The organism is Marinobacter sp. L-13 (assembly GCF_056857715.1).
Genome location: NZ_JBSXNQ010000053.1, coordinates 67,634 through 88,065, shown reverse-complemented (window position 1 = coordinate 88,065; position 20,432 = coordinate 67,634). Strand labels below are relative to the sequence as shown.

19 protein-coding genes are annotated in these 20,432 nt (G+C 57.4%); 12 read left to right on the top strand and 7 right to left on the bottom strand.

From position 1 onward, the window contains the following. Window positions 1-90 precede the first annotated feature (90 nt). Entirely contained in the window at window positions 91-1,572 is a 1,482-nt protein-coding gene (glpK, locus tag AC13DD_RS10260) for a glycerol kinase GlpK (protein ID WP_008176268.1), read from the top strand. A gap of 9 nt (window positions 1,573-1,581) precedes the next feature. On the opposite strand, the gene AC13DD_RS10255 is transcribed toward glpK, so the two are convergent. Together AC13DD_RS10255 and argF are read right to left on the bottom strand one after the other, a co-directional pair. Continuing rightward, complete coding sequence (locus AC13DD_RS10255; protein ID WP_008176266.1) at window positions 1,582-2,655, bottom strand: ABC transporter ATP-binding protein; 1,074 nt, start codon at window positions 2,653-2,655, stop codon at window positions 1,582-1,584. Between the two features lie 4 nt (window positions 2,656-2,659). Beyond that, on the bottom strand, window positions 2,660-3,574 hold the full coding sequence (argF, locus tag AC13DD_RS10250) for an ornithine carbamoyltransferase (RefSeq protein ID WP_008176263.1): 915 nt from the start codon (window positions 3,572-3,574) through the stop codon (window positions 2,660-2,662). Window positions 3,575-3,812: 238 nt separating this feature from the next. Here argF and grxD point away from each other — a divergent pair, with 238 nt between their 5' ends. Continuing rightward, window positions 3,813-4,139: a Grx4 family monothiol glutaredoxin gene (gene grxD, locus AC13DD_RS10245; RefSeq protein WP_008176261.1), complete on the top strand. Its 327-nt coding sequence runs from the start codon at window positions 3,813-3,815 to the stop codon at window positions 4,137-4,139. A gap of 10 nt (window positions 4,140-4,149) precedes the next feature. Here grxD and AC13DD_RS10240 read toward each other — a convergent pair whose 3' ends face one another. From AC13DD_RS10240 to AC13DD_RS10220, 5 genes are all read right to left on the bottom strand, one after another. After that, window positions 4,150-4,902: an energy transducer TonB family protein gene (locus AC13DD_RS10240; RefSeq protein ID WP_008176259.1), complete on the bottom strand. Its 753-nt coding sequence runs from the start codon at window positions 4,900-4,902 to the stop codon at window positions 4,150-4,152. A gap of 5 nt (window positions 4,903-4,907) precedes the next feature. Further along, window positions 4,908-7,133, bottom strand: a complete 2,226-nt coding sequence (locus AC13DD_RS10235; protein WP_008176256.1) for a DUF1631 domain-containing protein — start codon at window positions 7,131-7,133, stop codon at window positions 4,908-4,910. A 195-nt stretch (window positions 7,134-7,328) separates the two neighbouring features. Beyond that, on the bottom strand, window positions 7,329-7,931 hold the full coding sequence (locus AC13DD_RS10230; RefSeq protein ID WP_008176254.1) for a Yip1 family protein: 603 nt from the start codon (window positions 7,929-7,931) through the stop codon (window positions 7,329-7,331). Window positions 7,932-8,088: 157 nt separating this feature from the next. After that, entirely contained in the window at window positions 8,089-9,375 is a 1,287-nt protein-coding gene (locus AC13DD_RS10225; protein WP_008176252.1) for an HlyC/CorC family transporter, read from the bottom strand. Window positions 9,376-9,460: 85 nt separating this feature from the next. Beyond that, window positions 9,461-10,267 carry a cytochrome C assembly family protein gene (locus tag AC13DD_RS10220; protein WP_008176250.1) on the bottom strand — a complete coding sequence of 269 codons (807 nt, stop codon included), beginning with the start codon at window positions 10,265-10,267 and terminating at the stop codon, window positions 9,461-9,463. A gap of 182 nt (window positions 10,268-10,449) precedes the next feature. On the opposite strand from AC13DD_RS10220, the gene ffh reads away from it, so the two are divergent. From ffh to recJ, 10 genes are all read left to right on the top strand, one after another. Further along, a complete protein-coding gene (gene ffh / locus AC13DD_RS10215; RefSeq protein WP_008176248.1) occupies window positions 10,450-11,841 on the top strand; it encodes a signal recognition particle protein in 1,392 nt (463 codons plus the stop codon). A gap of 163 nt (window positions 11,842-12,004) precedes the next feature. Beyond that, the gene (gene rpsP, locus AC13DD_RS10210) at window positions 12,005-12,244 is read left to right on the top strand and encodes a 30S ribosomal protein S16 (protein ID WP_064227103.1); all 240 of its coding nucleotides are present in this window, start codon (window positions 12,005-12,007) and stop codon (window positions 12,242-12,244) included. 27 nt (window positions 12,245-12,271) lie between these two features. Further along, window positions 12,272-12,799 (top strand): ribosome maturation factor RimM, encoded by a 528-nt coding sequence (rimM, locus tag AC13DD_RS10205; protein ID WP_202347113.1) that lies wholly within the window; start codon window positions 12,272-12,274, stop codon window positions 12,797-12,799. Window positions 12,800-12,802: 3 nt separating this feature from the next. Beyond that, a complete protein-coding gene (gene trmD, locus AC13DD_RS10200) occupies window positions 12,803-13,549 on the top strand; it encodes a tRNA (guanosine(37)-N1)-methyltransferase TrmD (RefSeq protein ID WP_339622760.1) in 747 nt (248 codons plus the stop codon). 37 nt (window positions 13,550-13,586) lie between these two features. Then, window positions 13,587-13,943: a 50S ribosomal protein L19 gene (gene rplS / locus AC13DD_RS10195; RefSeq protein ID WP_048495327.1), complete on the top strand. Its 357-nt coding sequence runs from the start codon at window positions 13,587-13,589 to the stop codon at window positions 13,941-13,943. A gap of 109 nt (window positions 13,944-14,052) precedes the next feature. Then, window positions 14,053-14,955 (top strand): site-specific tyrosine recombinase XerD, encoded by a 903-nt coding sequence (xerD, locus tag AC13DD_RS10190; RefSeq protein WP_273017362.1) that lies wholly within the window; start codon window positions 14,053-14,055, stop codon window positions 14,953-14,955. 129 nt (window positions 14,956-15,084) lie between these two features. After that, window positions 15,085-15,816 carry a DsbC family protein gene (locus AC13DD_RS10185; protein ID WP_008176233.1) on the top strand — a complete coding sequence of 244 codons (732 nt, stop codon included), beginning with the start codon at window positions 15,085-15,087 and terminating at the stop codon, window positions 15,814-15,816. A 145-nt stretch (window positions 15,817-15,961) separates the two neighbouring features. Then, entirely contained in the window at window positions 15,962-17,263 is a 1,302-nt protein-coding gene (locus tag AC13DD_RS10180) for a homoserine dehydrogenase (protein WP_014576269.1), read from the top strand. Window positions 17,264-17,274: 11 nt separating this feature from the next. Further along, entirely contained in the window at window positions 17,275-18,675 is a 1,401-nt protein-coding gene (thrC, locus tag AC13DD_RS10175) for a threonine synthase (protein WP_008176229.1), read from the top strand. A gap of 6 nt (window positions 18,676-18,681) precedes the next feature. After that, window positions 18,682-20,415 carry a single-stranded-DNA-specific exonuclease RecJ gene (gene recJ, locus AC13DD_RS10170; protein ID WP_008176227.1) on the top strand — a complete coding sequence of 578 codons (1,734 nt, stop codon included), beginning with the start codon at window positions 18,682-18,684 and terminating at the stop codon, window positions 20,413-20,415. The last annotated feature ends 17 nt before the right edge of the window (window positions 20,416-20,432 follow it).

Genomic DNA, 20,432 nt, shown 5'->3' with positions numbered 1-20,432 from the left:
TTTTTTTATGCCTGCTCCCAAATTCCATATCGGTCACCCTTTCCCGTCTGCTCTGCTGTTAGAATTCCGGGAAACAAAAGGAGGCCGTCCATGACCCGTTATCTGCTTGCCATCGACCAGGGCACAACCAGTTCCCGTGCTATTGTTTTTGATCAAACGGGCAACAGCGTTGCAACCGATCAGCAGGAATTTCACCAGTATTTCCCGAAAGATGGCTGGGTGGAGCACGATGCTCGGGAAATCTGGGACAGCACTCTGGCGGTGTGTCGCGGCGCGCTCGACAAAGCGGGTATCGACGCCTCGGAGCTGGCGGGTATTGGTATCACCAATCAGCGGGAAACCACGGTGATTTGGGACCGCGCAACCGGCGAGCCGATCTACCACGCTATTGTCTGGCAGGACCGTCGAACCGCGTCCTGGTGTACCAAGCTGAAATCAGACGGCCATGAGGACACGGTTGTTGAACGAACCGGGCTGCTAATTGATCCCTACTTTTCGGCCACCAAGATAGCCTGGATTCTCGATAACGTGGAGGGCGCCCGCGCCCGGGCCGAATCCGGTGCACTGGCTTTTGGAACGGTGGACAGTTGGCTGCTCTGGAACCTGACGAACGGAAAATCCCACTGCACCGATGCCACCAATGCCTCGAGAACGGCTCTTTTCAATATTCACAAGCAGGACTGGGACGACGATCTTCTGGCCCTGTTTCGCGTGCCGCGGGCCTTGCTGCCGGAAGTACTCGATAGCGCCGCAGACTATGGCACCGCCGAAGTACAGTGGTTGGGCGCGCCAGTTATGATTGCCGGCATTGCAGGGGATCAGCACGCGGCTCTCGTGGGGCAGGCCTGCTTTTACCCGGGCATGGCCAAGAGCACTTACGGCACCGGCTGTTTTCTCATGCTCAATACGGGCGATAAGGCCGTTCGGTCCGAAAATCGGTTGCTGACCACCATGGCCTATCGGCTAAACGGCAAGCCCTGTTACGCGGTAGAAGGAAGTATTTTTGTTGCCGGTGCTGCCATGCAGTGGTTGAGGGACGGGCTCAAGCTGATTGCCCACGCCAATGAATCTTCCGCCCATGCGGAGGCGGTCGGAGTCGACAATCCGGTTTACCTGGTTCCGGCGTTTACCGGCCTGGGAGCCCCTCATTGGGATCCTCATGCTCGCGGCGCCATCATGGGCCTGACGCGGGATACGGGCATTGGCGAGATCGTTACCGCCGGCCTGCAGTCGGTCTGCTATCAGACCAAGGACCTGGTGCGGGCGATCCAGAACGACGGCGCCCGACTTGAATCGCTGCGCGTGGATGGCGGTATGGTGGTGAACGACTGGGTGATGAAGTTCCTGGCCGACATACTGAATGTCACCGTTGACCGGCCCCGGGTTACAGAGACAACCGCTCTCGGAGCTGCCTACCTTGCGGGACTACAGACAGGTATTTTTGACAACCTTGAGCAGATCTCCGCGCTCTGGGAATGCGAGCGGCAGTTCCATCCGGAAATGCGCCCGGCTTTGCGAGAATCTCTCTACGCTGGCTGGCTGGATGCTGTCGAGCGCGTCTGCAACAACTGAATCTCTCAATCAGCTGGTGCGTTCGAAGGCAATCAGGTGATCCGCCTCGACACGCACCGGCACATGCTCACCCAGGTTGAAATCCAGGTGACTGCGGAACAGGGCTTCGAACTCTGTGTCTTCGGAACACCGGAAACGGTAGAGCGTGGAAGTGCCGGCAAAGGTTTTCTCAACCACCTTTGGCTGCAGATCCGAGTCGGGGTCATGAACGATGTCATCGGGCCGGATCAGAACGTCTACCAGGGTGCCGGGTTCCCATTTGTAGGCCCGGTTGCCGTGGATCACGCCGAGCTCGGATTCAATAGTATCCGGCCCCAGGGCGGTGCCGGGGACGAATCCGCCCTGACCCACGAAGCTGGCAACGAAACGATTTGCCGGTTCATGGTAGAGGTTGTAGGGCACGTCCCACTGCTGGATCCTGCCGTCCCGCAACACAGCGACCTGATCGCACATGGCGAAGGCTTCCTGCTGGTCGTGGGTAACCAGAATGGCGCTGATGCCGAGCGTCTTCAGGATTTCGCGAACATCCAGGCTCAGCCGACGGCGCAGATCCGCGTCCAGATTGGAAAACGGCTCATCCAGCAAAATCAGCGTGGGCTCGGGTGCCAGGGCGCGGGCCAGGGCAACGCGCTGCTGCTGGCCGCCAGACAGTTCATGGGGATAGTTGTCGGCCAGATCCTGCAGATGCACGACATTCAGTAGTTCCATGACCTTCTGCCGTTTCTCTGCCTTGTTCAGATTCCGCAGACCGAACCCCACGTTGTCAGCGATAGTCAGGTGCGGAAACAGGGCGTAATCCTGGAACACCATGCCGATCCGACGCTTTTCCGGGGGCAGGGTGCGTCCGGGCAGGCTGATGGCCTGGGACTGCAGCGAAATCTCGCCACCACTCAGTGGAAGAAAACCGGCGAGGGCGCGCAGTATGGTACTTTTGCCGCAGCCGCTCGGGCCAAGCAGGCAGCCGATGTCGCCATGGCTCAGGGCAAAGCTGACATCCTTGACCACAGAATCCCCGCCGTAGCCGCAGGACAGGTTATTGACCTCGAGCAGCCAGTCTGCCGGAGATTGTGCGGTTGTGCTCATGGAATCAGTCCAGCCGGTTCAGGATGAGAAATTCGAGCAGTGCCTTCTGGGCGTGCAGGCGGTTCTCGGCCTCGTCCCAGACCACGGAGGCAGGATGCTCCATCATGTCCGCCGATATTTCCTCACCACGGTGAGCCGGGAGGCAATGCATGAACAGCACATCCTTATCGGCCACAGAGAGCAGCCCGGGATTGATCTGATAGCCACTGAACGCCCTTTCACGGGCTTTCTGCTCGTCTTCCTGGCCCATGGAAGCCCAGACGTCGGTCACCAGGAGCTGGGCGTTTCGGGCCGCCTCGGCCGGCTCCCGGAACACCTTGACCCGGTCTTCGTGGCCCTTGAGCATTGATTCTGCCGGCTCGTAGCCCTCAGGACAGGCGATGTTCAGGTTGAAATCGAACTGTGCGGCGGCATTGATGTAGGAGTGGCACATGTTGTTGCCATCGCCGATCCAGGCAACGGTAGCGCCGCGAATACTGCCGCGGTGTTCCCGGAATGTTTGCATATCGGCCAGCAATTGGCATGGGTGAAAGTCATCGGTCAGCGCATTGATCACCGGCACCCGTGATGCAGCCGCGAAGCGCTCCACGGTTTCATGGGCAAAGGTGCGGATCATCACCGCATCAACCATGCTGGAGATAACGATAGCCGAGTCTTCTATCGGCTCGCCCCGGCCAAGCTGGGTATCCCGTGGCGACAGGAACATTGCGGAGCCGCCGAGCTGGGTCATGCCGGCTTCAAAAGAAACCCGGGTTCGCGTTGATGATTTTTCGAAGATCATCGCAAGGACACGGTTCTTGAGGGAGTCCCGAACCTTCCCTTGCCGCCACTCGTTGCGCAATGCTGTGGCATGATCAACCAGGCTTTCCAGCTCGTTGGTTGTCATGTCATTCAATGTCAGAAAATGTCGTGCCGCCATGCAATGGCCCTTATCTCACCGAACCCCGCTGCTGGCGGGATTGCCTGAACGTTGGCTGAAAAAATGGGGCATCAAGTCTAGCCCTTCGGAGCAGGTATGACAACGCTGTGGCCGGGCTGGAACTGCCGGTGTTGCTCGAGGTCAAATCAAGGTGTTTGGTGAGGTGTTCGGCACCCGTGTACAATAGCGTCAAGAAAATTGCCGTGTGGCAAGACTGTTCCAACAGAGGTGAATGTTCATGGATATCAATGAAACCATTAAGAGCCAGCTTGAAGAGAATCCGATCATCCTGTACATGAAGGGCAGCCCACAGGCACCCCAGTGTGGCTTCTCGGCCAAAACCGTACAGGCGGTAATGGCCTGCGGCGAACGCTTTGCCTTCGTCAATATTCTGGATAACCAGGAGCTTCGTGAAGCCCTGAAGGTTTACTCCAGCTGGCCCACGTATCCCCAGCTGTACATCAATGGTGAGCTCGTTGGCGGATGTGACATTGTTCTCGAAATGTCCGAGAGCGGTGAGCTGGCCAAACTTGTCAAAGAGGCGGCGAAGCAGGCAGAAGCCTGATCACTGCCGCTCAGAGCCGTTTCGGGGTGAACAACAGTTCCACCTCGAAGCGGTTCGCGCTCCCGCTATCCTTCGGTGGCTGAGGGTAGGGGCTAGCCGCCAGCGCAGCCCGATATGCAGCTTCATCGATTGGCTTGATTCCTGTTGATTTCAGAACCCTTGCCCGGGTCAGGGCGCCATTTCCAAGCAACTGCAGTTCGACTTCCATAGCGACCGTGTCAGTGAGGCTCCTCATGGCCGGCACTCTCAGTTCTTCAAGTTGATGGGCCAGATGGACGGCCAGTTTGACCACATAGGGGTCGAGCTCGCCCGGTGACTCCGTAACCCTCGTAATGCTCTCCTCCGTTTTTTCAGGGAGCTGTTCGGGTTCTTCTCCGGCAGCAGAGCTGGCGCTTGACTGTGCGGCTTCGCTCCGGGGGACGCTGGTATTTGTTGCCTTTGTCGGGGCGGGGGTTTGCGGCTCGCGGGATGTCACAACCTCCGGTTTGGAGAGGGGTTCCGGCTCAGGAGGATCAATCTCAAACGGCGTTACCCGTGGTGCATCCCGACGAGGACTGAGGTCAGCTGACGGGTCGGCAACCGTTCTAAGAGTGCCCGGGGCTACCAGCTCAAACCTTACACTCTCCCTGTGCGTGACCGTTGGTTCTTCCTTGGGCGAGGAGATGCCTGAAAGCAGGAGCGTGTGTAGGAAAAGAGCCAGAGACAAGGCAAGCCCAAGCCGGTAGGCAGCCGGCAGGGCATTGGGACTGCTTTTTTCAGGCATTGGCGTCAGGCGGTCTTGCTCCGGAGGGTGCCGACAACCGCATCCAGGGCCCGATCAATCAATGCGCCCTGCTCAAGCAGGGTCAGCCGGCCACGGCGCATTTCGTGGGCCAGTTCAACCCGGGTTTTCTCAATCACTTTCAGCCCCATCCGGTTCACAAAGACAAAGCAATCTGCTTCATCAATGATGGCGGACAGCTTGCAGCGGAAGTTTGCACCATTGACCAGTCGAAACTCGACCCAGTTACCAATCTCGATACCGTCAATCTGGGCAACATATTCCGAGATTGCAGCGTCTTCCAGTTCCTGCTGGCGCTCAACGGCCGTCTGGTGAACGGTCGCGATTTCCTCTTCCGCCGGCTCTTCAGGAGAATCCTGTAGTGCTTCGATGGCAGCATTGGTCCGGAATGCCTCTGCCAGCTGATGCTTGAGCTGGCCCATCATTTCATCGAGTCTCGATGAGTTATAGGAGACCTCTTCAAGTCCTGACCGCAGTGATTTCAGCAGGCCAGGCACGACCCGCACCCACTGGTCTCTTTCGTCATCTTCCTGATGGGGGTGAAGACACCAGATCAGATCATCGACGACCTTCACCGTGGCATTCCACCGATGCTCCACGTCATCCCTGAGATAGGCAAGAAACATCACGCGGCTCCAGCCATTCATCAGGATGTCATGGATGGACTCCGGCAGTTTGTAACGGGACACCTTCTGTTTAAGAAGATTGTCGACGGTTTGTTGAGCCGTCTGGGACTTGATCCGACCCCGCTCGGATTCACGGGTTCTCTGCTCAACCAGAGACGCCTTTCGGTTCTCCCGTTCAAGGAACTGTTCGAATTCCTGATTGAGGGTTTCAAAAAGCGAAACATCACCGTCAAATTCGTTGAGAATCCTTTGCACAATGTTGTGAATCTGTCCGTAGAGTTTGTCCTTGGTTTTCTCGTCGCTGCTACTCCAGCCAATGCCTGCTCTCGCCAGGGAGTTCAGGAGACGTCTGGCCGGGTGCGTAGCCTGGCTGAAGAAACTCTTGTCCCGGATAACCACTTTCAGGATCGGAATCTGCAGCCTGCTTATCAACACCTGAACCGGAGCTGACAGGTTGTAGTCGTCAAGAATGAATTCAAACAGCATGGAAACCAGGTTAATGAGGTCTTCATCGACCTCGTTAAGCGCCGGTTTTCGACCATCCCCGGTATCGGTCTGGGAAAGGAGCTGTTGTACCAGCTGACGGAGATCAACGCTGACAGGTTCGCCGGCGCTCAGGTTGCCCTGGTCCTGCCGGGGGGCTGAAAGCGGCAATGAATTGAGAAGGCTTGCCAGCTCGGAGTCACCCACGACCCGGACATTCGGGTCCGAGGCACGGGGAGGTATGCCCGCATTGGCCCGTTGCAGCGCCAGCATCTGTCGGATCTGTTCGAAAACCGCGCTGCTGCTGGCGGCCTGGCCGGCCCGTTCTGCCGCGGAAGCGTCCGGCGCGCTTTCCTGTTTTGGCGCCTCTGCCGACTGGGGACTGGAGGCCTCATGCTGCTGACCGGATTTGCCGTGATAACGGAAGTTCGGAATGATCCCGGCCTGGATCAGTATGCGGTTGGCTTCGTCCAGCAGCATGCCGAGGTTGGACACAACATAGCGGTCAAACTGCTTGAGCAGGATCAGGCGCTCACGGATCTGGATCTCAAGGGCCTGTATTGCCTCTGTGAACGCACTGCAAAGGTGTTCCGGTGCCATCGGATTGACCGGTGATTCGTCGGTGGCTTCCGGGTACACCTGACTGAAACGGGTCTGGAGTTGCAGCAGTGGGCCCTGAAAGTGCGCCTTTGCCTTGGTGATCATGGCGTTGAGGGCAACCTGCTCCTCAAGGTCGTCATTGCCGACCAGGGCAAGAGTGTCGGCGCTGGCCTGCTTGCTCAGCTGTTCTTCCTGAAGAGGTCCGGTGTGAGGGGGGGTGGCAAAATATTGGGCAACGGTGTTCTGGAAATGCCGCTCGACACCCTTACGCTTGATGCGAATTTCACGCATCGCCTCGAAGTACCGGTTCTGTTCGTTGTTGCTGCGGGCATTATTGGCCAGCTCGAACAGCGAATCGTCGACGGCGTCGAAGGCGCCCTGCAGCAAATCACCGAGCCCGGCGACAACCGTGTCCCGGATGCGGGTGACCTCCGCAGGAACCGGTCTGTTACTTCCGGCTTCCCTGTGTTCGCGGAGGTAATGTATGCCGGACTGCTTGTTCATGGCAGACTCCTGTTTACGCCTCAACCGGATACATGACCGAGCTTGAAATCCTTGGATTCTCGTTATTGGTTAAATTTACCGCATTTTGCCCAAAGTTAACATGACCAAACGCTAACGTGGGAGCAAATTCAAAAAAACACGGGGTGCCCAACAGGCACCCTCGTGCAGATTACTGACTTGCAAGATAATTTGCGGTCAGTTCACGTAAACCGGGCCTATGCCCATGCTCCAGATAACAACACTGATGGCGAGCAGGGCAACGAACATAACCAGGCCAACCGTCAGGACTGCAGAAGCGAACATGAACCCCTTGTCCGCCGGGATCCTCATCAGAATCGGTAGCCCTTCGTAAAGCAGGTAGACCGCGTAGGCAACCGCCACCAGGCCTGCCAGCATATTCACCCATATGTTCGGATACGCGGCGATTACGCCAATCAGGAAAATCGGGGTTGCCGTGTACGCCGCCAGAGCAACGCCTCTGGGCGTCCGTTCTACCGCATCATACGTTGCGGCGAAAAAATCAATGAACTTGCCGAGTATAAAAATGCCGGCAAGCATGGCCGCGTAGAAAAGTGTGGAAAGCTGGAGTGCGCTCGTTACCGACAGCTTGGTGATCTGGCCATCACCAATTTGCCAGCCTACCTGGGTTGTTCCGATGAAGCCGGCAACCGCAGGGATCAATGCCAGCAGCAGAATGTGGCCGGCGTACAGTCTTGTGACAGTCTCGGATTCATTGCGGATCGCCTCCCACTCCTGGTCGGGATGGGCGAGCAGGCCAAACGTGTGTGTCAGACTCATGGACGTATTCCTTGTGATTGTTTTTGTATCGCACGCTCCTTCAGTGTTGGTGGGGGATCACCGGGGGTCAAGCTGGCGGTTAAATTTTGATCTTTCAAGAACGGGAGACGCTATAACCGAAGGGTCTATAGCGCCATAGGGAGGAGGTGTCCGGGTTTTACTGTTTCAGTGACAGAGAACGTTTTTTGCGTTTTTTCGGGTGCACAATGGCTGCTTTCACGACATTGTCCTTGATCTGCAGCACTTCTACCCGATGGCCGTCCACTTTCAGGCAGACGTTGGTGTCGGGGATGTTCTCCAGGGTTTCGGTAATCAGGCCGTTAAGGGTTTTAGGGCCATCGGTAGGGAGCTTCCAGCCCAGGGTCTTGTTGATGGTTCGAACGGCGGAAGTGCCATCAATAATGAACGTGCCGTTGTCCTGCGGAATGATGTCCGGGCTGGTGGCGGCATAGTCCGTCGTAAAGTCGCCGACGATCTCTTCAAGTATGTCTTCCAGTGTCGCGAGGCCAAGAACGTCGCCGTATTCATCGACAACAACGCCGAACCGTCGACGACCTTTCTGGAAGTTGATCAGTTGGGTGTTCAGGGGAGTGCTTTCCGGGATGAAATAGGGTTCCTGGCAAAGCTGCATGATCATGGCCTTGTTGATTTCCTCCTGTTGCAGCAGTTTGGAAGCGCTGCGCAGGTGCAGTATGCCCTGAATGTTATTGATGTCGCCCTTGAAGACCGGAAGCCGGGTATGCTGGCTGCTCCGCAGTTGGCGCAGAATGGTGTCGGTGTCGTCTTCCAGGTCGATACCCACCACCTCGTTTCTCGGCACCATGATGTCATTCACGGTCACTTTTTCCAGATCCAGAATGCTGACCAGCATGTCCTTGTGCTTGGCGGGTATCAGGGCGCCTGCCTCATTCACCAGTGTTCGCAGTTCTTCCCGGCTGAGGTGGTCGTTGGCAGCGTCTGCGGCGGAAACGCCCAGAAGTTTCAGTATGCCTCCGGTGAACAGGTTCACCGCCCAGACAATCGGATACAGGATTTTCAGCAGCGGACCGAGTATGTAACTGGCCGGGAAGGCAATTTTCTCGGGAAATAGTGCTGCAAGGGTTTTCGGAGTGACTTCTGCGAAGATCAGGATCACGATGGTCAGCAGGATGGTGGCAATCGCGATGCCGGCATCGCCCCAGACCCGAATCGCGATAACCGTGGCGATCGAAGAGGCGAAGATGTTCACGAAGTTGTTGCCGATCAGGATGACGCCGATCAGCTGGTCGGTTCGTTGCAGCAGGCCCTGGGCGCGCTTGGCACCTTTATGGCCGGTTTTGGCCATATGTTTGAGACGATATCGGTTGAGCGACATCATCCCCGTCTCGGAGCTCGAGAAGAAACCGGAAAGGAGGATCAGTCCAACCAGGAGAATAAACAGCGCGGTGAGCGATGTTTCGTTCAAAAGAGGTGTCCTTATATTGCTGACAAGTAGCGAAAATAGGGTTTCGGCGAGCGTTGTGTCAAGAGAATAACCGGTGCTTCCGGTGTCAGCCGCCGCGCTGGAAGATCAGTTCCAGCACAAACTTGCTGCCGTAGAAGGCCAGCATCAGGAGTGCGCAGCCAGCGAGGGTCCAACGGCTGGCGGTGATGCCCCTCCAGCCTTTGGTGTAACGACCAATCAGGAGCGCCACAAACACAAGCAGGGACAGGATCGAGAACAGGGTCTTGTGGGCGAGATTCTGGGCAAAGAGATCCTCTATAAAGAGGGCGCCGGTCACAATGGCCAGAATCAGCATGACGACGCCAGCCCAGACCATCTCGAACAGCAGCGACTCCATGGTTTGAAGAGGTGGCAGGTTACGAACCAGCAGGCTGTTGTAATTGTGCTTCAGTTGGCGATTCTGGAAGTAAAGTAGAACTGCCTGGATGGCCGCCAGAGTAAAGAGGCTGTAGGCTGTCACCGAAAGCGCAATATGGGAGAGCATGCCGTAGCTTTGCTCGGACACCAGTCTCGAGGGTCCATGGGTAACCAGGGCGAGAATAATGGTGAGGCCGGCCAGCGGGTACACGCCGAGAAACAGGCTTTGCACCGGCTTTTTAAGGTTGAGTCCCAATAGAAGGAAGACGATCAGCCAGGAAATAAGCACGGAGCTTTTGAAAAAACTGAAATCGAAGCCGCCGTCGTGGTGGACTGTCTGGCCAATGAGAAGTCCGTGGCTGGTCAGGGCGAGAACGCCAATCAGGGTAGTAATGGCAATGTTGCTTTGAACCCGGCCCCTGAAATGCAGGGCCTGCAGCGCGGTACCGACGCTGTAAAGAAAAAGAGAGGTGACCGCGAGAATCAGCGTTCCCATGACTTCCTTATTAACCACTGTTCTGACTGGGGATCGGCGCTGGTTTGCGCCGATTTGACCGGGCTGGTCGTTTCAGGGCGATAGTCTGGTTATAATGTCGCGATTATGCAACTGGAATCAAGGAGTCGTCGCCGGCTCTGCCGATTCACGCACTCAATTTATCCGGGGTACGGAAGAGCAACATGTTTGAGAACCTCCAAGACCGACTTTCCGGCAGTCTGCGCAAGATTTCCGGCCAGGCGCGCCTCACTGATGACAATATAAAGGACACCCTGCGGGAAGTGCGCATGGCGCTGCTGGAGGCGGATGTCGCCCTGCCGGTGGTGAAGGACTTTGTTGAGGGCGTCCGCAAGCGTGCCATTGGCCAGGAGGTGCAGCGCAGTCTGACGCCGGGCCAGGTCTTTGTGAAAGTTGTCCAGCAGGAGCTGGAACGCGTCATGGGCGAGGGTAATGAATCCCTCAATCTGAACGTCCAGCCGCCGGCCGTAGTCATGATGGCGGGTCTGCAGGGTGCAGGTAAGACGACCACGGTCGCCAAACTCTCGCGCTTCCTTAAAGAGCGGCAGAAAAAATCCGTCCTGGTGGTCAGCGCCGACGTCTACCGTCCGGCGGCGATTCGCCAGTTGGAAACCCTCGCTGGCGAAGTGGGTGTCGAGTTCTTCCCGAGCAGTGCCGATCAGGACCCGGTTGATATTGCCGAGGGTGCCATTGCCGCGGCCAGGAAGAAGCACATTGATGTGGTAATTCTTGATACCGCCGGCCGACTCCACGTCGACGAACAGATGATGGGAGAGATTGGTCGGCTGCATAAAGCGGTCAACCCGGTTGAAACCCTGTTCGTGGTCGATGCCATGACGGGCCAGGATGCCGCCAACACCGCCAAGGCGTTCAACGATGCCCTGCCGCTGACCGGCGTGGTGCTGACCAAAACCGATGGCGATGCCCGTGGCGGTGCCGCCTTGTCTGTTCGTCACATTACCGGTAAGCCGATCAAGTTCCTGGGTGTTGGTGAAAAGTCTGATGCGCTGGAGCCGTTCTATCCGGACCGGGTTGCCTCCCGGATCCTGGGTATGGGCGATGTGCTCTCGCTGATTGAAGAGGCAGAGCGCAAGCTTGATCAGAAGAAGGCCCAGAAGCTCACCAAGAAAATCAAAAAGGGCAAAAGCTTCGATCTGGAGGATTTTCGGGATCAGCTTCAGCAGATGAAGAACATGGGTGGCATCGGTGGCCTGCTCGACAAGTTGCCCGGCATGGGGCAGATGGCCCAGGTGGCGCAGCAACAGGTCAACGACAAGTCCATGGGGCAGATGGAGGCGATCATTTGCTCCATGACGCCAAAAGAGCGGCGTTACCCGGATGTGATCAACAATTCCCGCAAGCGCCGTATCGCCACGGGGTCTGGAACCCAGATCCAGGACGTCAATCGTCTGCTGAAACAGCACAAGCAAATGCAGAAGATGATGAAAAAGTTTGGCAAGAAAGGCGGTATGGCGAATATGATGCGCGGCATGGGCGGCATGATGCCCCCTGGCGGCGGTGGGGGAGGCGGAATGCCCCCGTTTGGCCGTATGTAAAAAGCCTTACATGGAAAACGGGGAAACAACTGGTTTTGCTGTTTTCTTTGGCGCTTTTTTAGCATAGAATAGCGCCCCTTTCGAGTATGGGTCTTCGCGTCAGCTGGTGTTCAGCAGGCGTGAATCGTACAAAGTTCGTTCAACAGAACAGGATATTGGTTAAATGGTAATTATCCGTTTGGCTCGTGGTGGCTCCAAGAAGCGCCCGTTCTACCATCTGACAGTCACCGACAGCCGCAAATCTCGCGACGGTCGTTTCATTGAGCGTGTAGGTTTCTTCAACCCGGTTGCCCGTGGTCAGGAAGAGAGCCTTCGCGTTGATCGTGAGCGTGTCGATTTCTGGCTCGGTCAAGGCGCGCAGACCAGCGAGCGCGTTGCACAGCTGCTGAAGGCTGCTGGGTAAGACAGTACTGATACCGGGGTTTATGGCATGACACAGAATTCGCAGGAAACTGTGATCGGCCGGATTACCTCGGTGTTTGGGGTCAAGGGGTGGCTCAAGGTCTTCTCCTACACCGATCCCAAAGACGGAATACTGAACTATCCCGATTGGACGCTTGATCTGGATGGTAAGCGTATTCCGGCCAAGCTTGAGGAAGGTCGCCGCCAGGGGCAGGGGATCGTCGTCAGGCTGAAAGGTATTAACGACCGTGATCTGGCCCGCACGTATTGCGGTGCCGAAGTCAGGGTCTCGACAGCTGAGTTGCCGGAACTTCCTGAAGGGGAGTTCTACTGGTTTCAGCTGGAAGGTCTTGATGTGTATACGGTCGATGATGAGTGCCTTGGTAAAGTGCACCATCTTATGGAAACCGGATCCAACGATGTTCTGGTGGTACAGGCTACGGCAGGTTCCATCGATCAACGTGAGCGTCTGATTCCTTATCTGCCTGGCGAAGTGGTCCAGAATGTTGATCTGGATTCAAAGCGCATGGTGGTGGACTGGGATCCGGAGTTCTGACGGGTGTGGATTGGCGCAGTCAGTCTGTTCCCGGATATGTTCAGTGCGGTAACGGATTACGGGATTACGGGAAGGGCAGTCCGGGATGGTCTTTTGACTTTCCGCAGCTGGAATCCCCGTGAGTTTACCCACGACCGGCATCGCACGGTAGACGACCGGCCATATGGCGGTGGCCCGGGTATGCTGATGAAAATTCAGCCTCTCCGGGACGCAATCCATGCGGCAAGGGAAGCAGCACCCGGAAGCCCTTGTGTGGTTTACCTCTCGCCCCAGGGCGAGACTCTGAACCAGTCTGTTGTCGAGTCGCTTGCTGCAGAGCAGCAGTTGATTCTGGTGGCGGGCCGGTACGAGGGTGTTGATGAGCGCCTGATAGCGACGGAAGTCGATCGGGAAGTGTCACTGGGTGATTTTGTGCTTTCCGGTGGCGAATTGGCAGCGATGGCTGTTATCGATGCGGTTACACGCCTCATCCCCGGAGCGCTGGGTCATGCGCAGTCGGCAGAGCAGGATTCTTTCGCCGACGGTTTGCTGGATTGTCCGCACTACACCCGGCCCGAAGTTTACGAAGGTCAGGCGGTGCCGGATGTTTTATTGGGCGGTCACCATGATCAGATCCGGCGTTGGCGGCTGAAGCAGTCGTTGAGGCGAACCCGGGAGCGACGCCCCGACCTGCTGGAAAAGCGGGTGTTTACGGACGAAGAGCGTGAGCTGCTGGAAGAGATTTTGAACGAACCGGGTGCCTCTGAATGATCAGGGCATTAACAGATTGGGTATCAGGAGCATTACGATGAGCGGCAAGAACAACATCATCAGTCAACTTGAAGCAGAACAGATGACCAAGGAAATCCCTGCGTTTGCGCCGGGCGACACCGTGGTCGTTCAGGTTCGCGTAACCGAGGGTAACCGTGAGCGTCTGCAGGCGTTCGAGGGTGTCGTCATCGGCAAGCGTAACCGTGGCATGAATTCCTCTTTCACCGTACGTAAGATCTCTTACGGTGTTGGTGTTGAGCGTACCTTCCAGAGCTTCTCCAAGCTGATCGACAGCATCAGCGTGAAGCGTCGCGGCGATGTTCGCCAGGCCAAGCTCTACTACCTGCGCGACCTGTCTGGTAAGGCGGCTCGTATCAAGGAAAAGCTGGGCTGATCAGCAGAGCGCTGAACAGCAGGCAGAAAAAGGCAGCCCCGGGCTGCCTTTTTTGTGTCTGACGTTCCGGTATGCTTGTCGTAGGACGTTCGAAGTCTGGGAACTTGCCATGAAAGCGGAAGATGAATCAGTCATTGTGCGGTTCGTTGATGCCATCTGGCTGGAAGACGGGCTTGGGGAAAAGACACGGCAGGCCTACCGGAGTGATTTGTCGCGATTGGCGGAATGGCTGGAAAGCCAGCCTGGCAAGCCCGCGCTGACTGATGTTCGCCGAACCGACCTTCTGGCCTGGATGTCGCGGGGGTTGGCGGAAGGGATCAAGAGCTCTACGGCGGCCCGGCGGCTGTCCGGACTTCGGCGTTTTTACCGCTTTCTGCTACGCGAAGGGCTGATCGCTGAGGATCCGACCCTGCGGATCGACAGCCCGAGGTTGCCCCGGCGTCTTCCGGATTCTCTCACCGAGGAAGAGGTGGATGCGCTGCTTTGCGAACCGGACCCGAGTGTTGCCATCGAGCTCCGGGACAAGGCCATGCTCGAGATACTCTATGGTTGTGGTCTGAGGGTCTCAGAGCTGACAGAGCTGCGGGTTGATCAGGTAAATCTGCGCCAGGGCGTCATTCGGATCACCGGCAAGGGTGACAAGGAACGGCTTGTGCCCCTGGGGGAGGAGGCGGTGGACTGGCTGCTGAAGTACATGAAGGAAGGCCGGCCGGAGCTTCTGAAAGGCCGCTCCTGCGATGCGCTGTTCCCGGGTAATCGGGCAGCGGCGATGACCCGCCAGACATTCTGGCATCGCATCAAGCATTACGCTGTGCGAGTCGGTATTCGCAAGCACCTGTCTCCCCACACCCTGAGGCATGCGTTTGCCACGCACCTTCTGAATCATGGTGCGGACCTCCGTGTTGTACAGATGCTGTTGGGTCACTCGGATCTGTCAACGACCCAGATATACACCCATGTGGCTCGTCAGCGTCTCCAGTCGCTGCACCAGGCTCACCATCCCAGGGGCTGATGAAGCGGCTGTTTGCGCGTGCGGGGGTGAACTTTCTTTTTCTGTACTTGTCGCATTGAATTGATTCCCGGCCTGTGCCAATACTGCCCGGGTTGTTTAACTGTTTACTGGAAAAGGTTGTTTGCCAGAATGAATATGAAACATGTGGTTGTGGCGCTTGGAGTTGTCCTGGGTGCCTTTGGCGCGGCGAGCGTCAGTGCCGGTGAAGTGGAAGACCGGATTTCCGAGCGTCTGACCCAGGCCGTCCCCGGCCTCAAGGTGGTGTCGGTAAAGGAATCCGAAGCCAAGGGCCTCTATGAGGTTCAGAGCAACAATGGCGACACCATCTACGCGACCGAGGACGGCCAGTACCTGATGACGGGAGATCTTCTCAAGATTACCGATCAGGGCATTGCCAATGTCACCGAAGCCGCCCGCACGGAGGCCCGTCGCGAAATGATGGCGGACTATGGTAACAAGGGAGTTATCAGCTTCCCGGCGAAAAACGAAAAGGCCGTGGTAAACGTGTTTACTGATATCGACTGCCCTTACTGCCGGAAGCTGCATGACGAGGTGCCGCAGTTGAATGGCTATGGCATTACCGTCAATTACTACGCGTTTCCACGGTCCGGCCCCAATACAGCGTCTTTCAAGAAGTATGAGTCGGTCTGGTGTGCTGACGATCAGCAGGCGGCCATGGACGCAGCCAAGGCCGGCCGCTCAGTACCCGACGCAAGTTGCGAAAATCCGGTGGGCGAGCAGTATGAGCTTGGTGGCCGGGTAGGGGTCACAGGGACACCTGCCATTGTTCTGGAAGATGGCAACATGGTTCGTGGCTATGTCCCGGCCCAGCGTCTGGCGGAAGGCCTCGGGCTACTCTGAAATCCTGGCGCACCTATCGTACGGGATGCGTTACACGGTATTTTCGAAGGATCCGATTCAGGGCTTATTCAGTGAGGCCTGAATCGGTATACTATGCCCGCCTAATATAATTCATCAGCACCCCTTCGGGATCAGAGGTGAGAGTTTGAAAGACGTCAGTGTCGGAATCTGCGGATTGGGAACCGTCGGCGGCGGTACCTTTAATGTCTTGACCCGCAACGCCAGGCTGATTGCCGGTCGGGCCGGATGCAATATCCGGATTACCCGGGTTGCCAGTCGCCGGGCTCGCGAGGATATGGACCTCGGCGATGTGCCCTTCAGCACCGACATTTACGACGTGGTGAACGATCCCGACGTGGATATCGTGGTCGAGCTCATCGGTGGTTATGATGCGGCCAAAGAGCTGGTGCTGGCGGCAATCCGCAACGGCAAGCACGTGGTTACCGCGAACAAGGCCCTGATTGCCGTCCACGGCAACGAAATCTTCGAGGCGGCCGAGAAGGCTGGTGTTGTGGTGGCTTACGAGGCGGGTGTCGCCGGCGGTATCCCGGTCATCAAGGCTGTTCGTGAGGGTATGGCGGCAAACCGCATTGACTGGATTGCCGGCATCATCAACGGCACCGGGAACTACATCCTGACCGAAATGCGTGCCGGTCGGGAATTTTCCGAGGTTCTCAAAGAAGCCCAGGATCTTGGGTACGCCGAAGCAGATCCGACCTTTGATGTGGAAGGCATTGATGCCGCCCACAAGCTGACCATACTGGCATCAGCCGGGTTTGGCGTGCCTCTTCAGTTCGAGAAAGGCTTCACCGAAGGCATTTCGAAGATTACCCCTTACGACATTGCTCACGCCGAATTGCTGGGTTATCGCATCAAGCACCTCGGCATTGCCCGTCGCCGCGATGATGGCATCGAGCTGCGTGTGCATCCGACCCTGGTGCCCCAGAGTCATCTGATTGCCCAGGTTGATGGTGTCCTGAACGCGGTCCTGGTGGATGGCGATGCCGTTGGCCAGACCATGTATTACGGTCCCGGAGCAGGGGATGAGGCAACCGGGTCGGCTGTTATTGCCGATATCGTCGATGTGGCCCGTGCCGTGGCGACCGAAAGCAAGCTGCGTGTGCCCTACCTTGGCTTCTCACCGGACGCCATGGAAGACCTGGATGTGCTGTCCATGGAGGACATTCAGTCTGCCTACTACCTGCGCATTACCGCTCTGGATCGTCCGGGTGTGCTGGCCAAGATTGCCTCCATTCTGAGTGAGCATGGCATCAATATCGAGTCGATCATGCAGAAGGAATCCGAGCTGAAGGACGGACGTATTCCGGTGATCATCCTGACCCATACCGTTCAGGAGCGCCAGATCAACCGTGCGATCGAAGAGTTGGAAGCTCTGTCCGACACCGATGGCCATGTTGTCCGCATCCGCGCTGAAAACTTCAACTGACAGGTACGAACGTGAGATACATCAGTACGCGGGGTGAAGCGCCCGCACTGGGCTTTGAGGATGTTCTGCTGACCGGTCTGGCGACAGATGGCGGCCTCTATGTTCCTGAATCCCTGCCACATTTTGATCTGGAAGAAATCCGGAGCTGGCGCGGGCTTTCGTACAGTGAGCTGGCGTTCAACGTCATGTACCCGTTCGTGGATGACGCTATCCCTGCGGATGATTTCCGCAAGATGCTGGACGAGACCTACTCGGTTTTCGCCCACAAGGCCGTGGCCCCGCTGGTTCAGCTGGATACCAACGAGTGGGTGATGGAGCTTTTCCGCGGTCCGACGCTGGCGTTCAAGGATTTCGCCCTCCAGCTGTTAGGGCGTCTCCTCGACTATGTTCTGGAAAAGCGCAAGCAGCACGTGGTTATCATGGGAGCGACTTCCGGTGACACCGGCTCGGCTGCCATTGAGGGTTGTCGCAGGTGCGAGCACGTGGATATTTTCATTCTGCACCCCTACCAGCGGGTGTCAGAGGTTCAGCGCCGTCAGATGACCACCGTTCAGGGTGAAAACATCCACAACATTGCGGTGCGTGGCAACTTCGACGACTGTCAGCGCATGGTGAAGGAGAGTTTCGGCAACCAGTCGTTCCTGGGTGGCAAAACCCAGCTGGCAGCTGTCAACTCCATCAACTGGGCCCGGATCATGGCCCAGATCGTCTACTACTTCCATGCCTCCCTGGCACTGGGCGGTCCGGATCGGAGCATGGCGTTTTCCGTGCCCACCGGGAACTTCGGCGATATCTTTGCCGGCTACCTTGCCAAGAAGATGGGGCTGCCAATCTCCCAGCTGGTCATTGCCACCAACCGTAACGATATTCTGCATCGCTTCATGAGTGGCAACAAATACGAGCAGCACCAACTCGAACACACCCTGTCTCCGAGTATGGATATCATGGTGTCCAGCAATTTTGAGCGCCTGCTGTTTGATCTCCACGGCCGGGACGGGCTGGCGGTGAAAACCCTGCTGGAAAACGCTGCGAAGGGGCCCGTCAGTATTGAGGACTATCGCTGGAAGCATGCGCGCAAGCTTTTTGACAGCGATGCGGTGGACGACAAGGCCACCTGCGACACCATTCGTGAGATCTACGAGCAGAACGAGTATCTGCTGGATCCTCACACCGCCATCGGCGTCCGTGCAGCGCGCAACTGCCGCCGTGATCAGGTGGTGCCAATGATTACCCTGGGTACCGCACACCCGGCCAAGTTCCCGGATGCCGTGGCAGAGTCTGGCGTCAGTGTAGAGCCACCGCTGCCGGCGCATATGGCCGACCTGTTCGAGCGGGAAGAGCGGTATACCGTATTGGATAATAATATCGACGGTGTGCAGGCATTCATTGCCAAGCACTGGAAAAACGCCTGATCGGGTATGACACCAAAAAAGATCCTGCGTCGCCCCCAGCCCGATACCCTTCCGGACTGGGGGCAAAACCTGCCTCCCTTGCTTCGCCGCCTCTACGCTGCCCGTGGCGTAACTTCTGATGAGCAGCTGAGCTACACCCTGAAACACCTGGCTTCACCCCTGTCTCTGAGAGGTATTGACCGGGCCGTTGAGCTTCTTGCCGAGGCTATCGATCAGCAGCAGCGGGTGCTTGTGCTCGGCGATTTCGACGCCGATGGTGCTACCAGTACAGCCGTTGCCATGCTTGGACTCTCCATGCTGGGTCTGCAGAGTATCGACTTTCGCGTGCCCAGCCGGTTTGCAGATGGCTACGGCCTGACGCCGGGTATTATTGAACGCCTGCGCGACGAGGGTCAGCTCCCGGACCTGATGGTCACCGTTGATAACGGCATATCCGCGGTTGAAGGCGTTCGCGCGGCCAAGGAACTTGGCGTGAAAGTGGTGGTGACCGATCACCACCTGGCCGGCGAAGAGCTTCCGGATGCCGATGCCATCGTCAATCCAAACCAGCCGGGTTGTCCTTTCCTGAGCAAGAACGCGGCCGGTGTTGGCGTCATGTTTTACGTGCTCACAGCGTTGCGCAAGCAGCTCCGGGAAACCAATCGCCTGCCTGATCCCGAACCCAACCTGGGGTGCCTGCTGGACCTCGTGGCGCTCGGTACTGTGGCTGATGTTGTGCCTCTGGACCACAACAACCGGATCTTCGTGGAGCAGGGCTTGCGCCGGATACGCCAGGGTGAGGCCCGTCCCGGTATCCTGGCGCTGCTGGAAGTCGCTGGCCGGGACCACACGGCGATCAGCTCAACCGACCTTGGATTTGTGGTCGGGCCCCGCCTGAATGCCGCCGGGCGGCTGGATGACATGAGTATCGGGATTGCCTGCCTGCTGGCAGACAGTCCGGACGAGGCTCGCCGACTGGCCCGGGAGCTGGATACCTTCAACCGGGAACGTCGCACCATCGAAAAGGACATGAAAGCCCAGGCCCAGGATCTGCTGTCTTCAATGTCGCTGGACCTGGATGGACTGCCCTGGGGGCTTGCGCTTTTCGATACCGATTGGCACCAGGGCGTTATTGGAATTCTGGCTGCCCGTATCCGTGAGCAGACCCATAGACCGACCATTGCCTTTGCGCCGGACGAAAACGGCGAAGACATCAAAGGTTCTGCTCGCTCCATTCCCGGGCTTCATATCCGGGATGTGCTTGCCGTGGTCGACTCACGTCATCCGGGGATCATGAAAAAATTTGGCGGTCACGCGATGGCTGCGGGCATGACCCTCGCCAGGGATGATCTGGATGCCTTTTCCGAGGCCTTCGATCAGGCCGTTCGAGACACCCTCTCGGCCGAGGATCTGGAGGCGGCGATCACAACCGATGGGCCTCTGGGCGCAAGTGAACTGTCGTTGGACACCGCCGCGCTGCTCAAACGCGCCGGCCCATGGGGGCAGCATTTCCCGGAGCCACTGTTCGACGGCGAGTTCCGGGTGGTCAGCCAGCGGATAGTCGGCGAAAACCATCTGAAATTGGTGTTGCAACCTGTCGAAGGCGGCGGGATCATCGACGGTATTGCCTTCAATACCGGGCCGGAAGTGCCTGATTACACGCGCACCGGTGCGCGGGTGGTTTACAAGCCGGATGCCAATACCTTCCGGGGGCGCACCAATCTCCAGCTTCTGGTGGATTACCTCGAGCCTCTTGCCTGATTCACGGAAACCCGCAG